Raw genomic sequence first — 16,804 nt, 5'->3', positions numbered from 1 at the left:
TCGGGATGGTCTTTCATGGCTCTTGCCTCTCGGTGTCGTTGTGGGGTTCGGGTGGGACCGGGGCCTGCCAGCGGGTTTTTGTGTGATGGCCGCGGGGCAGGTCGCGCAGTGCGCGGAGCCGCTGGATCTCTGCGGCATCTGCTCGGATGATCCGGAATCGCAGGCCGGGGCGCCTTTCCGAGGTGATCCAGCCGCGGTAGATCCAGGAGTAGACGGTGTTGATGGGCAGGTCGAGCTCCGCCGCGAGCGTCTTGACGGTCCACTGGTCCGTAGGCAGGTCCGGGGCGGGGGTGCGGCGGTGCCCGGGGACGCGGATGTCGTGGCGGATCAACAGATTGCCGACCTGCTCGGTGGTGAAGCGGGTGGTGCGTTTGGGCGGCCGCAGCCCTTCGGCGTTGAGCCGTGCGGTGATCTGGCCGACGTTCAGCCCCTGACCGGCCAGATCGGTCAGCCGCTGCAGCAGGTGCGGGAAGTACGACAGCTGGTCGTAGCGCAGGACCGGTCGCACCGCCCGGCTGTGGGTCTCGAATCCTCCGGCCCAGGTGATCGTGACGTCGACCAGCAGCGGGCTGCTGTTTGGGATGGCCGGACCATGGTGCCGGGACCGCTCCACGTGGAGGAGGGCCGGCCTTTTCCGTCCGACGGCAGTCCGGTCTCTCACCCTTGCCATGCCCTCATCCGCCCCCGGGCCGGACCGCCCCGACATCCCGGACCACCCCGCCTACCAGCAGATCCTCACCGCCCTGGCCGACGCGGGCCGGCCGATGCGCGCCCGCGACCTCTGCCGGGCCCTCGACCTGCCAATCCTCCCGAACTGAAACGCCTGGTCAGCCGGGGCATCCTCAACGAACCCGAACCTGGCTTGTTCGCCCGCCCCAACACCTGAGGACTCCCACTCGCGACCAGCAATCCCTCCCCAGCCTCAACCACGAAACGGACAAGACCTCACGTTCCGCACTCTGACAACCCTGGCCGAGGCCCTCGACCACGTGACGGTGCCCTCTGCAGGGCAGTGTGCGAGGCAGCTGGTGGTGCATGTCCTGCTGCCTGGAGGTGCGAAGGGCCCGCAGGGGGGCGGCCCTACGGTGAGAAATGTGCCGGAGGGTGGGGCAAGGCTTGGAGACGCGATGACAGAGTGGCCGTGGGACCCCGCGGATGATTCCGGTTTCTGGAATGACACGGATAACTCTGCTTCGGGCCGCCAGGACCAGCAGGCAGGTGTACGCACACCGGTGCCTGGGGCGCAGTCCTTGTTCGGACAGAGCGCGACGTCCGAGGAGCAGCTGTGGAATGCCCTGAACGAGCTGGGTGCGGTGGAAGAATGGACCGGCCAGGGTGTGACGGAGCAGCTGGGAAATGACGCGCTCCGTGTACTGAGGGACGTCGCGGACAGTTACGGGATCACCGCCGCGGGCAATGAGGACCTGGCCTCTGTGGTAGTGGCACATCTAGCGGCTCAGGCGGCCGCGGCGGCCGGGCCGCCGACCAACAACCCCTACACCCCGCCGCCGACCACTGCCCCGCCCCCGTACACCAGTGCCGGTATCGGCGACGACCGCCAGTTGCTGCAGTGGTGCATCGACTACGGCTACGCCCGCTCTCCGTACCAGCAGGTTCGTGCCGGCGTCATGGCGCAATGGCAGTACGAGACGCAAGAAATCGACGGCTGGCTGCTCGGGCTGGCCGCTCGGTTCGGCCTTTCCACCGTCGGCGTCGACGCCGACGGCCTGTGGCAGGCCATCGTCGCCAGCAGCACACCCGCCGCCGATGACATGCCCGCCGGCGGCCGGGGCGACGGTGCGGACGACCAGGTCATGGCCGACGCACCCGCGCGGGAGGCCGCTGCGCCGTGGCAGTGGTCGACACGGGACAAGGAAATCCTGCTCAGCTTCCTGAACGGCGCCGACCTCGACCTCGGCCTGGCCGAGCCCACCCTGGACGGGCTGCAGGAGCATCTCGACGCACACTACGCAGCCGCCGGCGACGGCCCGCGGCCCGCAGACACCCGCACGTGGCTGGCCGGAGCCTTCCGCAACTCCACCTTCGTCACCGAACAACTGGTACCCGCCGCCACCTCCGCCGGCCTGCCCGCCCCCACCAGCACCGAAGACCTCCCCGCCTACCTGTACCAGGCCTGGACCCTGCTGCGCGCCAGCCGGTGGACCGACGCGGACGAGCAGACCCTGCAGGACTTCCTCCAGCCCTACAGCCACCCCCAGCCCGGCGGCCCCCGCCCGGCACCCACCCTGAAAACCCTCCACACCTACCTCACCGCCCGCCTCCAGCCTCCCCCCGCCAAAGCCGGCCCCTGGATCCACAACGCCCGCCGCTACTCCTCCACCGCCCACACCATCATCAACACCCACCCCGACAACGCCCCCACCCCAGCCGACAACGCCACCGCCTGGCTCACCTACCTCACCAACCCCACACAACCCCCCACACCCGCGCCCCCGCCGGCCCTGCCACAGATCCCGGCACGGAACATCCCACAGCACCCGGCGCCGGCGACCGGGCCGGACACCGGCCCGCCCGCACCCAAACGCCGGCGCACCGGCAGCGGCTCCGCCCCCGCCGTCGACCTCGCCACCGTCGACGCCCAGGCCGTCCAGGACCGCCTGGACCGCCTGAGCGACTACCAGCGGTGGATCGTCAGCGGCCTCCTCCACGGCCACGATCCCGCCCAGATCGGCACCTACCGCATCTACTACACCGGTCCGGAAGCGACCGACACCGCCGCCCCCGCACACACGGTGGCTACGACGATCCAGACAGTGGGGGAGGCGCTCGGCCTCAGCACCGCACCCGAGACGCTGCTCAACGACCTGCGCGTGCTAGGCATCCAGGACCCTGGCACCTACCACGGCGCCCATTACGAAGCCCTCCACGCCGTGCACGAGAACGACGCCACCTACATCGCCCGGGCCAACGCCATCGCCGCCGACCCCGCCAGCCCGCACCGGTGGTACCTCTCCGCCGTCCTCCACGGCGACAGCGCCCCGCAGATCACCCGGACCCTGCGGGCGAACGGCACCCCCAAAAACGCGGCCTCTGTCGACAGAGGCCTGGACCGGCTGAGCCGCGCGCTCGGCATGCCCGCTCACTACACACCCGACACCATGCGCGCCAAGCTCCTCGAGCTGCAGCGCTCAAAGCCGGGCGCCATCAACGACCCCGGCCTCTACACCACCGCCGACCGCGACCTCGACACCGCTCTCCTCGACGACGCAACGATCGCCGAACGCGCCAACCGACTCGCGGTGGGGACTGACGACCGCCTGCGCCTCATCCTCAGCGCCGCCCTCAGCGGCGAGAACATCGACACCATCACCCGCACCCTCCAGCGCACCCGGACACGCGGCACGGCCACGTACACCCGAACGGGCATCGAAAAAATGCTGCGGGACCTGGGGCGGGACCTGGGGCGGGAACTGGGGCTGAAGCTGACCCCCAACCAGGTCCGCCTGAAGATCCATTCACTCAAAGACCGGATCACCGACCCCGGCACCTACGACACCACCGAACGCAACCTCGCCGACACCCTCCACACCGACGACACCACCGTGAACAACACCCTCACCCTCACCAACCCCCTCCACCGACGCACCCTCCAAGCAGCCCTCGACAACGCCACCATCCCCGGAGTACAGACCGCCCTCGGATACACAACCGTCCACCCCGTATACAATGCGCTGAAAAAACTGGGGAATGCGCTCGGACTCAACGACACCGGCGCCGGGGTTCTGGCCACCATCCAACGCCTCCGCGACCGCATCAACACCGCCCGCAACCAGAACTGACAACCCTGCCGGGGCGTGAACCCAGGCCTGGGGTCTGTACGGTCCTGGACAGACCCACTCGGCAGTGCCCGAGCCCGGCCCACTGCGCCGCGCAGCCACGTGGTCACGGCGGAGTGGCGCAGCATGTGGAGGCGCAAAAGGGGTGGTCGGCGGCGCGAGCCAGGCGGTCGAGCACGCCCTTGATGTTGAGGGAGGACATCGGCCGGCCCACCGGCGGGCGGAAGAGATGGACGAAGTCCATGTCGCCGCCGTCCGCGCCGGCGGTGTGGCACTCGTAGGTAGTCGGTGTACGGGGCGACCAGGTCGGCGGTGACCGGCACGGTCCGTGGCCGGCGGGACTTGGCCGGCGCGCCCTTGGGGTTGCCGTTCTTCCTCCGCTGGGGGTTGGATCGGTATCGACACGGCGAGGCGTGGATTGCCTGATGCGCAGGTTCTGGATTCCCGCTCTCCTCGGCAAGTTCCCGGCTCCACTCGCGGAATCTGCCAGTGAGTGCGAGAACTTCGGGCGCTCGCTGATTCGCCGGTGCAGGGTGCCCACCTGCGTACGTGCGTTGATGTGACCGCGGTACGTCTCCAGGAACCCGCGTGAACTCCAGTTACCCGGGCGGACAGGGCGCTGGTGCAGCCGATCGCGGCGAACACGGTCCGGAACAGGGCGCGTTCGAGCAGGCGGTTACCGCGATGGGGTGCGTCCCCGCCGCGGATGGAGGTCCCCGAGGACTTCGTCGCGGGGGCGAGTCCGGTGTAGGGGCGAGGTGTCCAGCGGTGGGGAAACCTCTGGCGTCGCCGATGGCGGCGATCACGGCGGCCGTGGTCCCGCATGGGGTCCCTGTCCGCGAAGAGGCGCCTCACCGGCCGGACGGCCTCCACCCCCATCAGCCGAGCGCCGAACTATTGCGGACCCGCCGATCTCCAACTGAAAAGGGGTTGATCACGACGCGGTCCGCGCCCCGGGCCGTCAGGCGTACAGAGAGACCCACACCTCCGCGTTTTCGTCCTTGGATTCCAGCCAAATGCTGTACAGACACCGGGGCGCACGGGTATCACGCCGTCGGGATACCTGATCGAAGTTTCGGATGACCAGGCATTTCCTTCCGCTCTCCCCCGCTTCGAATCGGACAGTGAACTCGTCGGACCCATCGGAGGTGACCGAGGAGGAGTTGAGCACGTCCCAGAGCCGCATCTTGCAGGTGACTGATTCGTCTTCCGCGGTCCCCTCGGTCGTCGCGTCTCTCGCCGTACGCAGCAGAAATTCGACGACGACCACGTCCTGCAAAACGTCGATCCAATCGCCGTCCACTCCGAACATTTGACTGGCACCCAGCGGGATACGCTCCGGGCCGCGCAGGCTCAGCTCGCGAAAGTACTCCCGGGCCCCGGGCGGAGCAGCGATCTCTCCCGCATAGTTCTCTTTCGTCCACCACGTCATGTACCGATGCTGTCACCTGGACACCAGTTCCGGGTTCCCCGGCAGGTTTCCCGTTCAGGCACAAAGGGACAACATGCCTCTCCGAGCGGGTCTGGTCCAAAAAGTGAAGGATGACCCAGGTCCGTGGGGTGATCGGTGGGGTGTGTTCCGGCGGCCTCGATGGGATCGAAGTGGACGGTGAAGCCGGGGGCGCTGGCCTGACGGGGTGATGCGGCGCATGGCTCGCTCGGGGGCGTGCTCGGCGTAGTGGCCGCCGCCCGAGGTCGTGCTAGGCGACGCCGTCAGCGAGCATGTTGTCCGCGGCCGGGACCGGGTATTCGAGAGCGACGAGGGCCTTCTTCCTGCCCGGGCGGGGTACGAGCCGGTGATAGCGGGCTCCGAGGCAGGTCTTCTCCTTGGTGCGGGAGGCGGCCATGGCCGCGGCACCCGAGCCGGCGGTTGCCGTGGCGTCTTCGGCCGGACACTCAACGGACGTCCTTGCTGCGGGAGTTGGCGGTGAAGGGACGGGTGCCGGTCAGCTCGTCATAGACGGACAGCGGACGCCGGCCGACCCCGACACGTGCGGCTGCGGTTCGGTTCAGCAGAACTTGCAGCGGTCCGGTTCCCGATCCGACCGGCTGGCCGCGGCCGGGCGAAGGCAGAGAGTCGCCGGTGGTGACCCGGCGGCCGGCGCCGGTGGGCAGGCCATCCCAGTGCGATTCGTCCATGATGTGGGCTCCACGGCCGAGCGCCCGCGAGTGGACGGCCAGCAACGTCAGCGACGGTGGAGCGCAGTATGACCTGAGACTTCGTGGCCCTGATCCCGACCAGCCGGCGGGGGCGGACCTTGCGGGCGGGCACCGAGTAGAGGTTCGCGTCGAAGGCGACCAAGCAGTCCCCTCCGACGTGACGCAGGTGCCGCTGGGCAGCCACATAGGGGGACTTCGGCAACCCACGCAGAGCCGTCTGGTCGCGCGCGGCCCGGTGTCCGATGACCTCACCGTAGGTGCGGTGGACCTTCGCCCGCCGCAGCGGCACCCAGGCCGCGAAGGCGGCATTCACCTCCTTGACGGAGGAGAAGGCCCGGCCTGCCGGCACATGATCACGGACGAAACCCGACAGGAAGAACCCGGACAAGACCAGGCCTTGACCGGCCCCGCCGTTTCAGTGGTGACACTTCCCTTCACCCCTCCTCGCCGCCTAGATCAAATGCCCTCTCAGACGCCCGCGTTCCCCATGTGACAGCACCCCCGGCAGCGTGAACGCGCGATGAAAGGCTTCCGGTCCGTCGGATCAGCACAACGGTCCCTGTCCGCGTTCGGTCGTGTCCCTTCTTGTGGTGTAGCCGATCATCCGGTGGTCGTGTTGGTGGTGTTGGGTAGTGCGGGGGCGCTTTCGGGGCGCTCGGCGGGGTAGATCGTGTCCATGCTTCCCTCGGGCAGGTAGCGGCGGGGGAAGGCGATCCATTCGTCGTGGAGTTCGAAGAGCACGGCGGTGACCAGTCGCAGGAGTGCGTCGTCGTTCGGGAAGACCTGGACGACGTCGGTGCGGCGTTTGATTTCGCGGTTGATCCGCTCCAGCGGGTTGGTGGACTGGATCTTCTTCCAATGTCGTTCGGGGAATACGGCGAAGGCGGTCAGGTCGCTCTTCGCCTCCAGCAGCATCTCCTTGACCTTGGGGAACTGTGTGCCGAGCATGTCGGCGACGGTGTCCAGCTGGGTGCGGACCGCATCGGCGGTGGGCTGGGCGAAGATGGTGCGAATGGTCGCAGCAACCATCTCCGCTGAGTCCTTGCTGATCACGCTGAACACGTTGCGCAGGAAATGGACCCGGCAGCGCTGGTAGGCCGCGCCGAGCATGACCTTGCGGATCGCCTTGACCAGGCCCGCGTGGTGGTCACCGAGCACGAGCCGGACACCGCCCAGGCCGCGTTCACGCAAGGAACGCAGGAACTGGGTCCAGAACACTTCGGTCTCGCTGTCGCCGACCATCACGCCCAGTACCTCGCGGCCGCCGTCCTCGGTGATGCCGGTGGCGATCACCACGGCACGCGAGACGATCTGGTGGGCGACCCGCGCCTTGCAGTAGGTGGCGTCCAGGTAGATGTAGGGGAAGCGGACGTGGTCCAGGGGCCGGCCACGGAACGCCGTCAGCTGAATGTCCAGGTCGGAGCAGATCCGGGAGACCTCGCTCTTGGAGATCCCGCTGTCCGCACCAAGCGCCTTGACCAGCTCGTCGACCGATCGTGTGGACACGCCGTGAACGTACGCCTCCATGATGACCGCGAAGAGGGCCTGGTCGATGCGGCGGCGTCGTTCCAGCAGGCTCGGGAAGAAGCTGCCCGCGCGTAGCTTAGGTATCGCCAGGTCCAGGTCACCGGCCTGCGTGGTCAGCGTCTTGTCGCGGTGCCCATTGCGCAGCGCGGTGCGTGTCTCGGTCTGCTCGTTCCACTGCGCACCGATCCTCGACGTCGCCTCGGCCTCGATCAGCTCCTGCAGCATCCGCTCGGCCACGGAACGGACGAGTTCGAGCCCGTCCGCCGAACGCAGTGACTCCAGCAGCCGAAGTAAGTCATGCTGGGACAGGGCCACCATGCACCTCCTGGTCGAATTGGCCTTCTACCAGGGAGAATTGCATGGTGGCCGTCTGCCAGGCAGGGAGCGCAATCCAGGCGGCCGTACGCCCCCAGGCGCACACCCTCACATTGATCGGCTACACCACAACAAGGGACGCCATCCCGCGTTCACCGGGATCTCACCCCACTTCCACCCCCACCGCCACCTGGCGGCCGCCGGCCGCCACCGCCTCGACATGATGATCCGCTTCACCGTCTGGAACCACATCACCGGCCGGCACGAGCCTGCCCGCCACGACCTGAACCACAGGCCGCCCCGCCCCCGGTCACACCCCCAGCCGATCACGCCCCCGACAACAGCAGCACCCTCCTGGGAGGGTCCGCCGTCCCTGCCCCCTGCCCCCCAGGGCAGGGCCGGATACGGTCACGGACCGCACAATGCGGTGCAGGACAACCGGCCCCCTGCTCCGCAAAGGGCCGAACAGCGCCTCCGCTTCCCGTCCTTCCCCCAGCCCGCAGCCCGCAGCCCGCAGCCCGGGACACAGAAAAAAAGGGGGGCGGGGCCAGGAGAACGGAACAGACACAATGGAGAACTACCCCCCTCCTGCCGCCAGCAGCGCCGGGCAGGCCGGCAACGAGGAGGAAAACATCCTCCAGGCGATCCTCTTCCAGTCCACCACCCTTCAAAACCCTGATCTCCAATGGCTTGGCCACCAGCTCCAGACCCACTACAACGACGGCTACCTCGATCATGAGCTGTGGCTGTGCCAGATGTACGGGAGTTCTCCCACCGTGGCGAATCTGTGCGGCAACCGCCCCATTACTGCCGATGGGGCCGAGGATGCCTGGGACGATCTCGTCGGCGCCTACTACACGTGGTACAACGCCGTCTACCAGCCGGCCGCCCGCCCCGCAGCCGGACCCGTATCCGCCCCGCAACAGCAACAGCAGATCCAGGGAGCCGGCTACGTCTGGACACCCGATCCGCCCCCACAACCCGCACCAGCCGCGGCCCCGCCCGTCCACCCCCCCGCCACACACGCCTGGTCACAGATGGACGAAGGTGCCCTCATCCGCATGCTCGACACGTGGGTTGCCCTGATGGACCAGCAACCCACATGGGACACCATCACCGACGGCCTGGCGCAACTCCTGGAGGAGGAAGAAATCGACGACGACCCCGCAGCCTGGTGGACCGCTGCCTGGGAGTCTTCCCGCGGACGGATCGCATACCTGCGGCAATACAACCGCCAGCGAGCCGACGCTTCCATAACCCTCGATGCACAAATCGCCTACGCCTGGCAATCAACCCAGTGGGCCCTCGCCGACCAGCAACAGCAAACCCAAAACCAGCCCCAGCAACCCACATACACCTGGACCCCCGACCCCCAGACCCAACAGCAGCACTCCCGAAACCAGCCCACACCCCACCCGGCTCCACCATCCTCGAGCGGACAATCAAGGCCCGGGAAGCGGAAACAACCCGCACCAGACCCTAACTTCACTGAACAAAAAGACAACCAACGTAAACGCCAACGCCAACGCCAACGCGCCGTTGGCGAAAACGCTTTCAGCCAGACAATGAAGGAACTGCGCGCAAACCTGACGCAGCAGCAGATTGCAGACAGGTTCGGTGTCACACAGAATTTTATTTGGAGAGGCGAGTCCGGCAGCTACATCGATCCGGACAGGGCACGCCGCTGGATCCAGGCGGTGACAGGCAACCCAAAAATTCAAGAAAAGCTTCAAACGCTCTATAATGAAATATACCAAGGCGGGGAAGGCGGCAGGGATCCCGCAATGCTGGCATTCCGGGAACGGATGCGTCAACTCCGCGGAGAGGGGAAATTCCGCCTAACAAATGTCGCGGCTGCAGTCGGCGTATCGCACGCAACGATTGCGAATTGGGAGCACGGGAGCAAGGAACCTGCAGTAGAGAGCCAGGAGAAAGTTAACAAGTGGATCAACTTCCTGACGGCAGGACTGCAAGACAAGGAAAGCGTCCGCACGGAGCTGCGCCGGCTCTACCAGAAGGCAACGGGGCGGAAGATTTCGTGGACCGACTGAACTGATAGCCCTGTCTGCCCTGCGGACGAACATGGAGATCCGGACCACCATGGCCACCGGAGGCAGGCCACCGGGCCCGTGCCGACGTCTACTGTGCCGGAGACCGGCACAGTAGACGTCGGCCGGGTCCGCTGGACGGCCACCCGGGAGTGGTCGACTTCAGTGCCTGGTCGGCGCAGCTGATCTGCCGTGAAAGGACCGGCAGCGGGGGGCGAACTTGTCGCGGACTCTCATCGCGCGTTCGTGCTGCCGGGTGGGCTGGTGGGTTGTGTCCTGAACGTGAAAGGGAGTTGGTTGTAGGACTGACTTCTGGACATGGTGCTGATGGACCACAGTGGCGTCTGTGGCCTGGTGATCGGAGTGGCAAGAGCCGTGTAACGGGAGACGTGGAGACCTGGTCCGATGCTGACGCCGATGAGCTGGACATCCTTCTCGACTACTGCGGGAGTGGGGATGTTCAGGATTTTCGCGCGGCAGTGGATTGAGGCTCTCACGGGCGGCCAACAGCCGACTGAGGCGGAGCGTAAGCTCCGCGAGCAAGTGTGGGACCTTCTTTTCTCAGGCCATCCTTCGTAGCGGATGCTGAAGAGGTGGTGAGGGTGCCGGCTGAGGGCGTGACGGGGCCGGGGCGGCCTGTGGTTCGGGGCTCCTGGGTTTGTCGGTGAGTCCGGGAATCAGGTGTCACGTTTCCTGCCGGTGTTCAGTAGATATTTTACTTCCTGAATACTTGAAAGCGGCTGTTCATGGCCTGAGTTCGGGCGCCGGAGTGTCGGGGCGACGGGCTACTGTGGGCGGAGGTTTTGGACGATCCGGCGGGAGTGATGGGCAGTGGCGGGCGAGACGCTGGCGACGATTGTGGGGAACTTGACTGCGGACCCGGAACTTCGGTTCACCGCTTCAGGGATTCCAGTGGCCGGTTTCACGGTGGCGTCCACGCCGCGGACGTATGACCGTGAGCGGGCGGAGTGGGTAGATGGTGAACCGCTGTTCCTGCGGTGTTCGCTGTGGCGGCAGGCCGCCGAGAACGCTGCCGGGTCGCTGACCAAGGGCACGCGTGTCATCGTCAGCGGACGACTCAAGCAGCGGACCTTCGACGACAACGAGGGACAGCGCCGCACGGTCGTCGAGATGGATGCCGAAGACATCGCGGTCTCCCTTGCGTATGCGACCGTGTCGGTCAGCAAGACCTATCGGCCTGGCGGGAGTGGGGCATCCGCGCCGGCGCCGCGTCAGCAGCCTCAACAGCCCAGCGCCGAGGGGGACTCGCACCCGTTCTGAGTGGTCGCCGCCCGTGAACGTGAACCGCGACGTGCAGAAGAATTGGGACGAGCGCGTCAGTTGTTGCTGGGCCTGGCTCTTTCGTCCACTGGCTGGCGCGGGGCTTTTCCCGGTCAGGCGCCGGGTCATCATGCTGATGAGTGCCCAGTTCAGGTGGGCTTCGCTGTGCTGCGGGAGGCGTTCGTAGTCGCGCACGATGCGGCTGTTCATGCACCAGTCGATCATGCATTCGATTTTCTAGCGGCGCGGCAGCACGACGTACCCTTGGCGCCCTTGGGGCGGGAGACGATGCGCAAGGTGAGCCAGAGGCGTTTGCGGGCCCGGTCCGCGAGTTCGCCGGCGTAGCCGCGGTCGGCCCAGACCTGGGTGATCTGCGGCTGGGTGAGACGCAGCCGCCAGAAGGTGTCGCGGGTGGCGTCGCGGTCTTGGAGGTCGGCGGGCATCACCGTGATCATCATGGGCAGACCGAGCGTGTCCACGGTGATATGTCGCTTGCGGCCATTTTCTTCGAGGCGTCGTAGCCGCGACTGTTGCGGCCGACGGTGGAGGCGCCCTTGACCGACTGGGTATCCACGCGGGCTCCACGGCCGAGCGCCCGCGAGTGGACGGCCAGCAACGTCCGGCAACGGCGTCAGCGACGGTGGAGCGCAGTGTGACCTGAGACTTCGTGGCCCTGATCCCGACCAGCCGGCGGGGGCGGACCTTGCGGGCGGGCACCGAGTAGAGGTTCGCGTCGAAGGCGACCAAGCAGTCCCCTCCGACGTGACGCAGATGCCGCTGGGCAACCACATAGGGGGACTTCGGCAACGGACGCAGAGCCTCCGCCGCAGCGGCACCCAGGCCGCGAAGGCGGCATTCATCTCCTCGATGGAGGAGAAGGCCCGGCCTGCCGGCACATGATCACGGACGAAGCTCGACAGGAAGAACCCGGACAAGACCAGGCCTTGACCGGCCCCGCCGTTTCAGGGATGACACTTCCCTTCAGCCCTCTGCGGGGCAGTGTGTGAGGCAGCTGGTGGTGCATGTCCTGCTGCCTGGAGGTGCGCAGGGCCCGCAGGAGTGCGCCCCTACGGTGGGATGTGCCGGAGGGCGGACAAGGCTTGGAGGCGCGATGACAGAGTGGAACCCGTGGGAATTCGACCTCGATGACGGTTCCTGGATTGACGCGGATGACTCTTCTTCGGGCCGGCAGCCCCAGCAGGCAGCTGTACCCACACCGGCGCCTGGGGCACAGTCCTTGTTCGGACAGAGCGCGACGTCCCAGGAACGGGTGTGGAATGCCCTGAACGGGCTGGGCGACCCGGACGTCTGGACCGGCCAGGGTGTGACGGAGCAGCTGGGAAATGACGCGCTCCGTGTACTGAAGGAGGTCGCGGACAGTTACGGGATCACCGTCGCGGGCAATGAGGACCTGGCCTCCCTGGTAGTGGCACATCTGGCGGCTGAGGCGGCCGCGGCGGCCGGGCCGCCGACCGCCGTCGCCTACGCCGCGGTGCCCACCACTGCCCCGGCCCCGTACACCAGCGCCGGTATCGGCGACGACCGCCAGTTGCTGCAGTGGTGTATCGACTACGGCTACGCCCGCTATTCGTACCAGCAGGTCTGTGCCGGCGTCATGACGCAATGGCAGTACGAGACGCAAGAAATCGACGGCTGGCTGCTCAGGCTGGCCGCTCGGTTGCGCCTTCCCACCGCCGGCGCCGACCCCGACGGCCTGTGGCAGGCCATCGTCACCAGCAGCACACCCGCCGCCGGGCAGCAGCACCCGGCCACCGCGCCCCCGCCCGCAACCGGGCACACCACCACCGTCTACCAGAACCAGGACGGGGACCGGGATCAGAGCGACGATTCGGCTGTGCTCGGGTGCGTCCGCGACCCGCAGCTGCAGGCCCTGACCTTCGACGCTCTGGCCGCCTACCTTGCCCAGTGGGACCTCAGCCGGGAACGGGTACAGCACTCACTGGCCCGAATCGCCTACAACTCCTCCGTCAGCCTGCAAGGCCTGGACTGGGACCAGGCCTGGAAGGCCATCGTGGCAAAGGAACAGGCCCCGTCCGGCGCCGGACAGGGGACCCCGGGCCCGGTGCCCGCTGCCGCACCCGCGCCGGACCACGAGGCCCTGGTGAACGCCTGCCTCGCCCGGCGCCTGCCCCTGCACACAACCCTGGCCGATATCAGCGGCAGGGCACACGTCCAGCAGATCGACGTCGCAAACTACATCATCGCCCTCGCCCGCCACCGGCTCGGCAGGACATACACCGACCCGGAAACCGCCTACCACGACCTGCAGCAAACCGTTGCTCCCCAGCCCCCGCCCACCCCCACCAGGAAACGCCAACGGAAGCAACCGGACTACGAACCATGGCTGCTCAGCGCGGCCCTGAGCACCGACAATTCCCGGGAGATCGCCCAGCAGGCCGAAGCTGTCGGCGCACCCACCACAGATACCGGCATCGAGAGCGCGATCCGCGCCCTGGGGGGCAAGCTCGGTCTGCAGGGAACTACGCAGGAGATCCGCAAACAGCTGCACGCCCTGGAGCACAACGGCGAACTGCAAAACCCCGACCTCTACATACCGGCTCCCGCCCCCCAACCCGCCGCCCAGCACATGCAGCCCACCCTGAACCGTCTCACCCCCATACAACAGTGGCTGCTCAGCGCGGCCCTGAGCACCGACAATCCTCGGGAGATCGCCCAGCAGGCCGAAGCTGTCGGCGCACCCACCACAGATACCGGCATCCAGGCCGCGATCTGCGTCCTGGGGGGCAAGCTCGGTCTGCAGGGAACTACGCAGGAGATCCGCGAGCAGCTGCGAGCCCTGGAGCACAACGGCGAACTGCAAAACCCCGACCTCTACATACCGGCTCCCGCCCCCCAACCCGCCGCCCAGCACATGCAGCCCACCCTGAACCGTCTCACCCCCATACAACAGTGGCTGCTCAGCGCGGCCCTCAGCACCGACAATCCCCGGAAGATCGCCCAGCAGGCCAAACCCGCCGGCGCACCCACCGCAGCGTCCGGCATCAAGGACGCGATCTGCGTCCTGGGGGGCAAGCTCGGTCTGCAGGGAACTACGCAGGAGATCCGCGAGCAGCTACGAGCCCTGGAGCACAACGGCGAACTGCAAAACCCCGACCTCTACATACCGGCTCCCGCCCCCCAACCCGCCGCCCAGCACATGCAGCCCACCCTGAACCGTCTCACCCCCATACAACAGTGGCTGCTCAGCGCGGCCCTCAGCACCGACAATTTCCGGAAGATCGCCCAGCAGGCCAAACCCGCCGGCGCACCCACGTCACCGCAAGGCATTGAGAAGGCAATCGACGTCCTGGGGGGCAAGCTCGGTCTGCAGGGAACTACGCAGGAGATCCGCGAGCAGCTGCACGCCATGGAGCACAACGGCGAACTGCAAAACCCCGACCTCTACAGGCCGGGTCCCGCCCCCCTACCGGCCGCCGAGGACGTGCAGGGCGCCTTGGACAGTCTCACCGAGGTGGAGTGGTGGCTGCTCGGCGCAGCCCTCAGCTATGACACGGTGAAGATCATCGCCGGTACAGCTGCAAGAACGGGAAATGGGGCGCCAACAAGCCCCAAAGGTATCCAGGGAGCGATCGAGAGGCTGGGTGAGAAACTGGGGTTGGCAGGAACCGCCGGCAAGATCCGTAAACAGCTGCGCCGGCTGGAAGCACAGGGAATATTCCGCGATCCGGGTACATACCGCTGACGGCGTGTCCCGGGGTTTGCGTAGTTGGGTGTCGCTCTATTGGCTGTGGCTGCGTGGCCTCTCACCGGGGGCCAACGGCTGGGCCTGCACTCAAGGATGCTCCGTCATTCGCATTCCATGTCCCGGTGTACGACCACCGTCTCCACTCCCTGGGAGGCGAGACGGGCGGCGAGCTTCTCCGACATGGCGACCGAGCGGTGCTTGCCGCCGGTGCAGCCGATGGCGATGGTCACGTACCGTTTGCCCTCACGGCGGTATCCGGCCGCGATGAGCTGGAGCAGCTCGGCGTAGCGGTCGAGGAATTCCTTCGCGCCGGGCTGGCCAGCGACGTACGCCGACACCTCCTCGTTGAGGCCGGTGTACGGGCGTAGCTGCGGCACCCAGTGCGGGTTGGGCAGGAAGCGCATGTCGACGACCAGGTCGGCGTCGATGGGCAGGCCGTACTTGAAGCCGAAGGACATGACGGTGGCCCGCAGCTCGGGTTCCTCCTCGCCGGCGAACTGGGCGGCCATCTTGGCGCGCAGTTCGTGCACGTTGAGGCTGGAGGTGTCGATCACCAGGTCGGCGTCGCCGCGCAGCTCGCGCAGCAGCTCGCGCTCGGCGGCGATGCCGTCGACGATACGGCCGTCGCCCTGGAGGGGGTGCGGGCGGCGCACCGACTCGAAGCGGCGTACCAGGGCCTCGTCGGAGGATTCCAGGAAGACGATCCGCCGGGTGACGTGCTTGGCCTCGAGGCCGGCGAGACATTCGCGTAGATCGTCGAAGAAGCGGCGGCCGCGTACGTCCACGACCACCGCGATCCGCGCCACGTTCCCCCCGGAGCGGGCCCCCAGCTCCACCATGGTGAGGATCAGCGCGGGCGGCAGGTTGTCGACGACGAACCAGCCGAGGTCCTCCAGGCACTTCGCCGCCGTGGAACGGCCCGCTCCGGACATGCCGGAGACGAACAGCAGCTGTGGGAGGGCCGCTATGGTCTGCAGATCTCGCGGCGCTGTGGGCTGCGGGTCGCACTCGGTCATCTTGTGCCCTCGTCGTTCTTTGCGGGCCCAGCGGTCACGGCGTTCCCGGGGTCCGTGCCCGTGTCGGGGTCAGCCGCCGTCAGCTGGGTCGTGGCGGCTGCTCCTGGCCTCCTCGGAACTGATGCACCAGGGGGGCCGGTATCGGTTGCGGGACCGCAGCCCCGCCCCGGACACGCACCCGGTCCACACGTGAACGAGGCAGGCCCCTTTGGGGTGCTCACCCCATCACCTTCCAGCCGGAAGAACACCGCCCCAACGGGCCGCTCAACAAGCACACCGACTCGACCGGACATCGGCACCTTGAGGGGACCGGGCGGGCTGCGTGGACAACGACGGGCGGGCTCCGGGCATCTTGCGGCGTGCCTGTCGGCGGACCGCTGCAGGCTCTTGCACGGCCACAGGGGACTGTCACCTGCCCGAACCGGGAGCCGGGCATTCCCAACCGGTGGGGGACGTTACAGCTGCCCGAGGAAGTGCCCGAAGGCCCATCCAGCGCACTCCCCCGCCGCGCCAGGATGCGAAGCATGCCGCAACCCATCCCGCCCGACGCGCCTCCGGCACAGCACGAGACATGGCACCCGCCGATGGCCCCGCTTCCTGCACAAGGACAGTGGTGCCCGCCTGTGTTCCCGGTACAAAAAGCCGTCAGCGCGCAGGTCCCCGCACAAAGAGCCATCGTCGCGCAACGCTTCGTATGCAGGCAGTGCGATGTCGCCTGGTACGACACCGACACCACGTGCTGGAACTGCCACCGGCCCGCACACCCCGCCGCCACCGGCCGCACCGGCCACGGCTCGCCCGACCTGGCGGGATGGCGGCCCCCCTGCTGGTGAGGGGCCGCTGAGGGCCCGACCGGCGTCCCAAAAAGGCGTCCCAAAAAGGGGGTCGGCCGCCAGGGCGTCCGCCCGGGTGAGGGCGACGGCGTGGCCGGCT

The 16,804-nt window shown here is 67.5% G+C and carries 12 protein-coding genes and 4 pseudogenes; 6 read left to right on the top strand and 10 right to left on the bottom strand.

From position 1 onward, the window contains the following. Window positions 1-13: 13 nt before the first annotated feature. Window positions 14-670 carry a hypothetical protein gene (locus OG331_RS47940; RefSeq protein ID WP_406191742.1) on the bottom strand — a complete coding sequence of 219 codons (657 nt, stop codon included), beginning with the start codon at window positions 668-670 and terminating at the stop codon, window positions 14-16. On the opposite strand from OG331_RS47940, the gene OG331_RS47935 reads away from it, so the two are divergent. Both OG331_RS47935 and OG331_RS47930 read left to right on the top strand, forming a co-directional pair. After that, the gene (locus OG331_RS47935) at window positions 669-818 is read left to right on the top strand and encodes a hypothetical protein (protein ID WP_406191744.1); all 150 of its coding nucleotides are present in this window, start codon (window positions 669-671) and stop codon (window positions 816-818) included. The two genes, OG331_RS47940 and OG331_RS47935, sit on opposite strands and share 2 nt — an antisense overlap. A 432-nt stretch (window positions 819-1,250) precedes the next feature. Continuing rightward, window positions 1,251-3,800 carry a hypothetical protein gene (locus OG331_RS47930; RefSeq protein ID WP_406191746.1) on the top strand — a complete coding sequence of 850 codons (2,550 nt, stop codon included), beginning with the start codon at window positions 1,251-1,253 and terminating at the stop codon, window positions 3,798-3,800. A gap of 103 nt (window positions 3,801-3,903) precedes the next feature. On the opposite strand, the gene OG331_RS47925 is transcribed toward OG331_RS47930, so the two are convergent. The 5 genes and pseudogenes from OG331_RS47925 to OG331_RS47905 form a co-directional block, all read right to left on the bottom strand. Beyond that, complete coding sequence (locus OG331_RS47925) at window positions 3,904-4,041, bottom strand: hypothetical protein (RefSeq protein ID WP_406191748.1); 138 nt, start codon at window positions 4,039-4,041, stop codon at window positions 3,904-3,906. Window positions 4,042-4,466: 425 nt separating this feature from the next. Beyond that, a pseudogene (locus tag OG331_RS47920) lies at window positions 4,467-4,622 on the bottom strand (hypothetical protein); the annotation flags it as partial. Window positions 4,623-4,758: 136 nt separating this feature from the next. Then, window positions 4,759-5,229 carry a hypothetical protein gene (locus tag OG331_RS47915; protein ID WP_406191750.1) on the bottom strand — a complete coding sequence of 157 codons (471 nt, stop codon included), beginning with the start codon at window positions 5,227-5,229 and terminating at the stop codon, window positions 4,759-4,761. 268 nt (window positions 5,230-5,497) lie between these two features. Next, window positions 5,498-5,644 (bottom strand): hypothetical protein, encoded by a 147-nt coding sequence (locus OG331_RS47910; protein WP_406191752.1) that lies wholly within the window; start codon window positions 5,642-5,644, stop codon window positions 5,498-5,500. 49 nt (window positions 5,645-5,693) lie between these two features. Beyond that, window positions 5,694-6,318, bottom strand: a pseudogene (locus tag OG331_RS47905) (Mu transposase domain-containing protein); the annotation flags it as partial. Window positions 6,319-6,450: 132 nt separating this feature from the next. On the opposite strand from OG331_RS47905, the pseudogene OG331_RS47900 reads away from it, so the two are divergent. Then, window positions 6,451-6,537 (top strand): annotated as a pseudogene (locus tag OG331_RS47900) (IS6 family transposase); the annotation flags it as partial. Between the two features lie 20 nt (window positions 6,538-6,557). Here OG331_RS47900 and OG331_RS47895 read toward each other — a convergent pair. Further along, window positions 6,558-7,802, bottom strand: coding sequence for an IS256 family transposase (locus OG331_RS47895; protein ID WP_406191754.1), 1,245 nt, complete (start codon window positions 7,800-7,802; stop codon window positions 6,558-6,560). Window positions 7,803-8,368: 566 nt separating this feature from the next. Here OG331_RS47895 and OG331_RS47890 point away from each other — a divergent pair. Together OG331_RS47890 and OG331_RS47885 are read left to right on the top strand one after the other, a co-directional pair. Next, on the top strand, window positions 8,369-9,850 hold the full coding sequence (locus tag OG331_RS47890) for a helix-turn-helix domain-containing protein (protein WP_406191756.1): 1,482 nt from the start codon (window positions 8,369-8,371) through the stop codon (window positions 9,848-9,850). A gap of 828 nt (window positions 9,851-10,678) precedes the next feature. Next, the gene (locus OG331_RS47885; RefSeq protein WP_406191757.1) at window positions 10,679-11,128 is read left to right on the top strand and encodes a single-stranded DNA-binding protein; all 450 of its coding nucleotides are present in this window, start codon (window positions 10,679-10,681) and stop codon (window positions 11,126-11,128) included. Window positions 11,129-11,349: 221 nt separating this feature from the next. Here OG331_RS47885 and OG331_RS47880 read toward each other — a convergent pair whose 3' ends face one another. Next, window positions 11,350-11,607, bottom strand: coding sequence for a hypothetical protein (locus OG331_RS47880; RefSeq protein ID WP_406191759.1), 258 nt, complete (start codon window positions 11,605-11,607; stop codon window positions 11,350-11,352). A gap of 92 nt (window positions 11,608-11,699) precedes the next feature. After that, window positions 11,700-12,036, bottom strand: a pseudogene (locus OG331_RS47875) (Mu transposase domain-containing protein); the annotation flags it as partial. A gap of 329 nt (window positions 12,037-12,365) precedes the next feature. On the opposite strand from OG331_RS47875, the gene OG331_RS47870 reads away from it, so the two are divergent. Next, on the top strand, window positions 12,366-14,852 hold the full coding sequence (locus tag OG331_RS47870; protein ID WP_406191761.1) for a hypothetical protein: 2,487 nt from the start codon (window positions 12,366-12,368) through the stop codon (window positions 14,850-14,852). 104 nt (window positions 14,853-14,956) lie between these two features. Here OG331_RS47870 and rapZ read toward each other — a convergent pair whose 3' ends face one another. Then, a complete protein-coding gene (gene rapZ / locus OG331_RS47865; RefSeq protein ID WP_406191763.1) occupies window positions 14,957-15,871 on the bottom strand; it encodes an RNase adapter RapZ in 915 nt (304 codons plus the stop codon). Window positions 15,872-16,804 lie beyond the last annotated feature (933 nt).

Source organism: Streptomyces sp. NBC_01017, assembly GCF_045162795.1.
GTDB lineage: Bacteria > Actinomycetota > Actinomycetes > Streptomycetales > Streptomycetaceae > Streptomyces > Streptomyces machairae.
The sequence above is the reverse complement of the archived record's forward strand: the minus strand, read 5'-3'. Positions and strand labels throughout refer to the sequence as shown.

Excerpts from the sequence above, each read along its gene's own strand:
- OG331_RS47935 (WP_406191744.1), top strand. The coding sequence starts at position 669 with ATGCCCTCATCCGCCCCCGGGCCGGACCGCCCCGACATCCCGGACCAC.
- OG331_RS47940 (WP_406191742.1), bottom strand. The coding sequence starts at position 670 with ATGGCAAGGGTGAGAGACCGGACTGCCGTCGGACGGAAAAGGCCGGCC.
- OG331_RS47925 (WP_406191748.1), bottom strand. The coding sequence starts at position 4,041 with ATGGACTTCGTCCATCTCTTCCGCCCGCCGGTGGGCCGGCCGATGTCC.
- OG331_RS47915 (WP_406191750.1), bottom strand. The coding sequence starts at position 5,229 with ATGACGTGGTGGACGAAAGAGAACTATGCGGGAGAGATCGCTGCTCCG.
- OG331_RS47910 (WP_406191752.1), bottom strand. The coding sequence starts at position 5,644 with ATGGCCGCCTCCCGCACCAAGGAGAAGACCTGCCTCGGAGCCCGCTAT.
- OG331_RS47895 (WP_406191754.1), bottom strand. The coding sequence starts at position 7,802 with ATGGTGGCCCTGTCCCAGCATGACTTACTTCGGCTGCTGGAGTCACTG.
- OG331_RS47890 (WP_406191756.1), top strand. The coding sequence starts at position 8,369 with ATGGAGAACTACCCCCCTCCTGCCGCCAGCAGCGCCGGGCAGGCCGGC.
- rapZ (WP_406191763.1), bottom strand. The coding sequence starts at position 15,871 with ATGACCGAGTGCGACCCGCAGCCCACAGCGCCGCGAGATCTGCAGACC.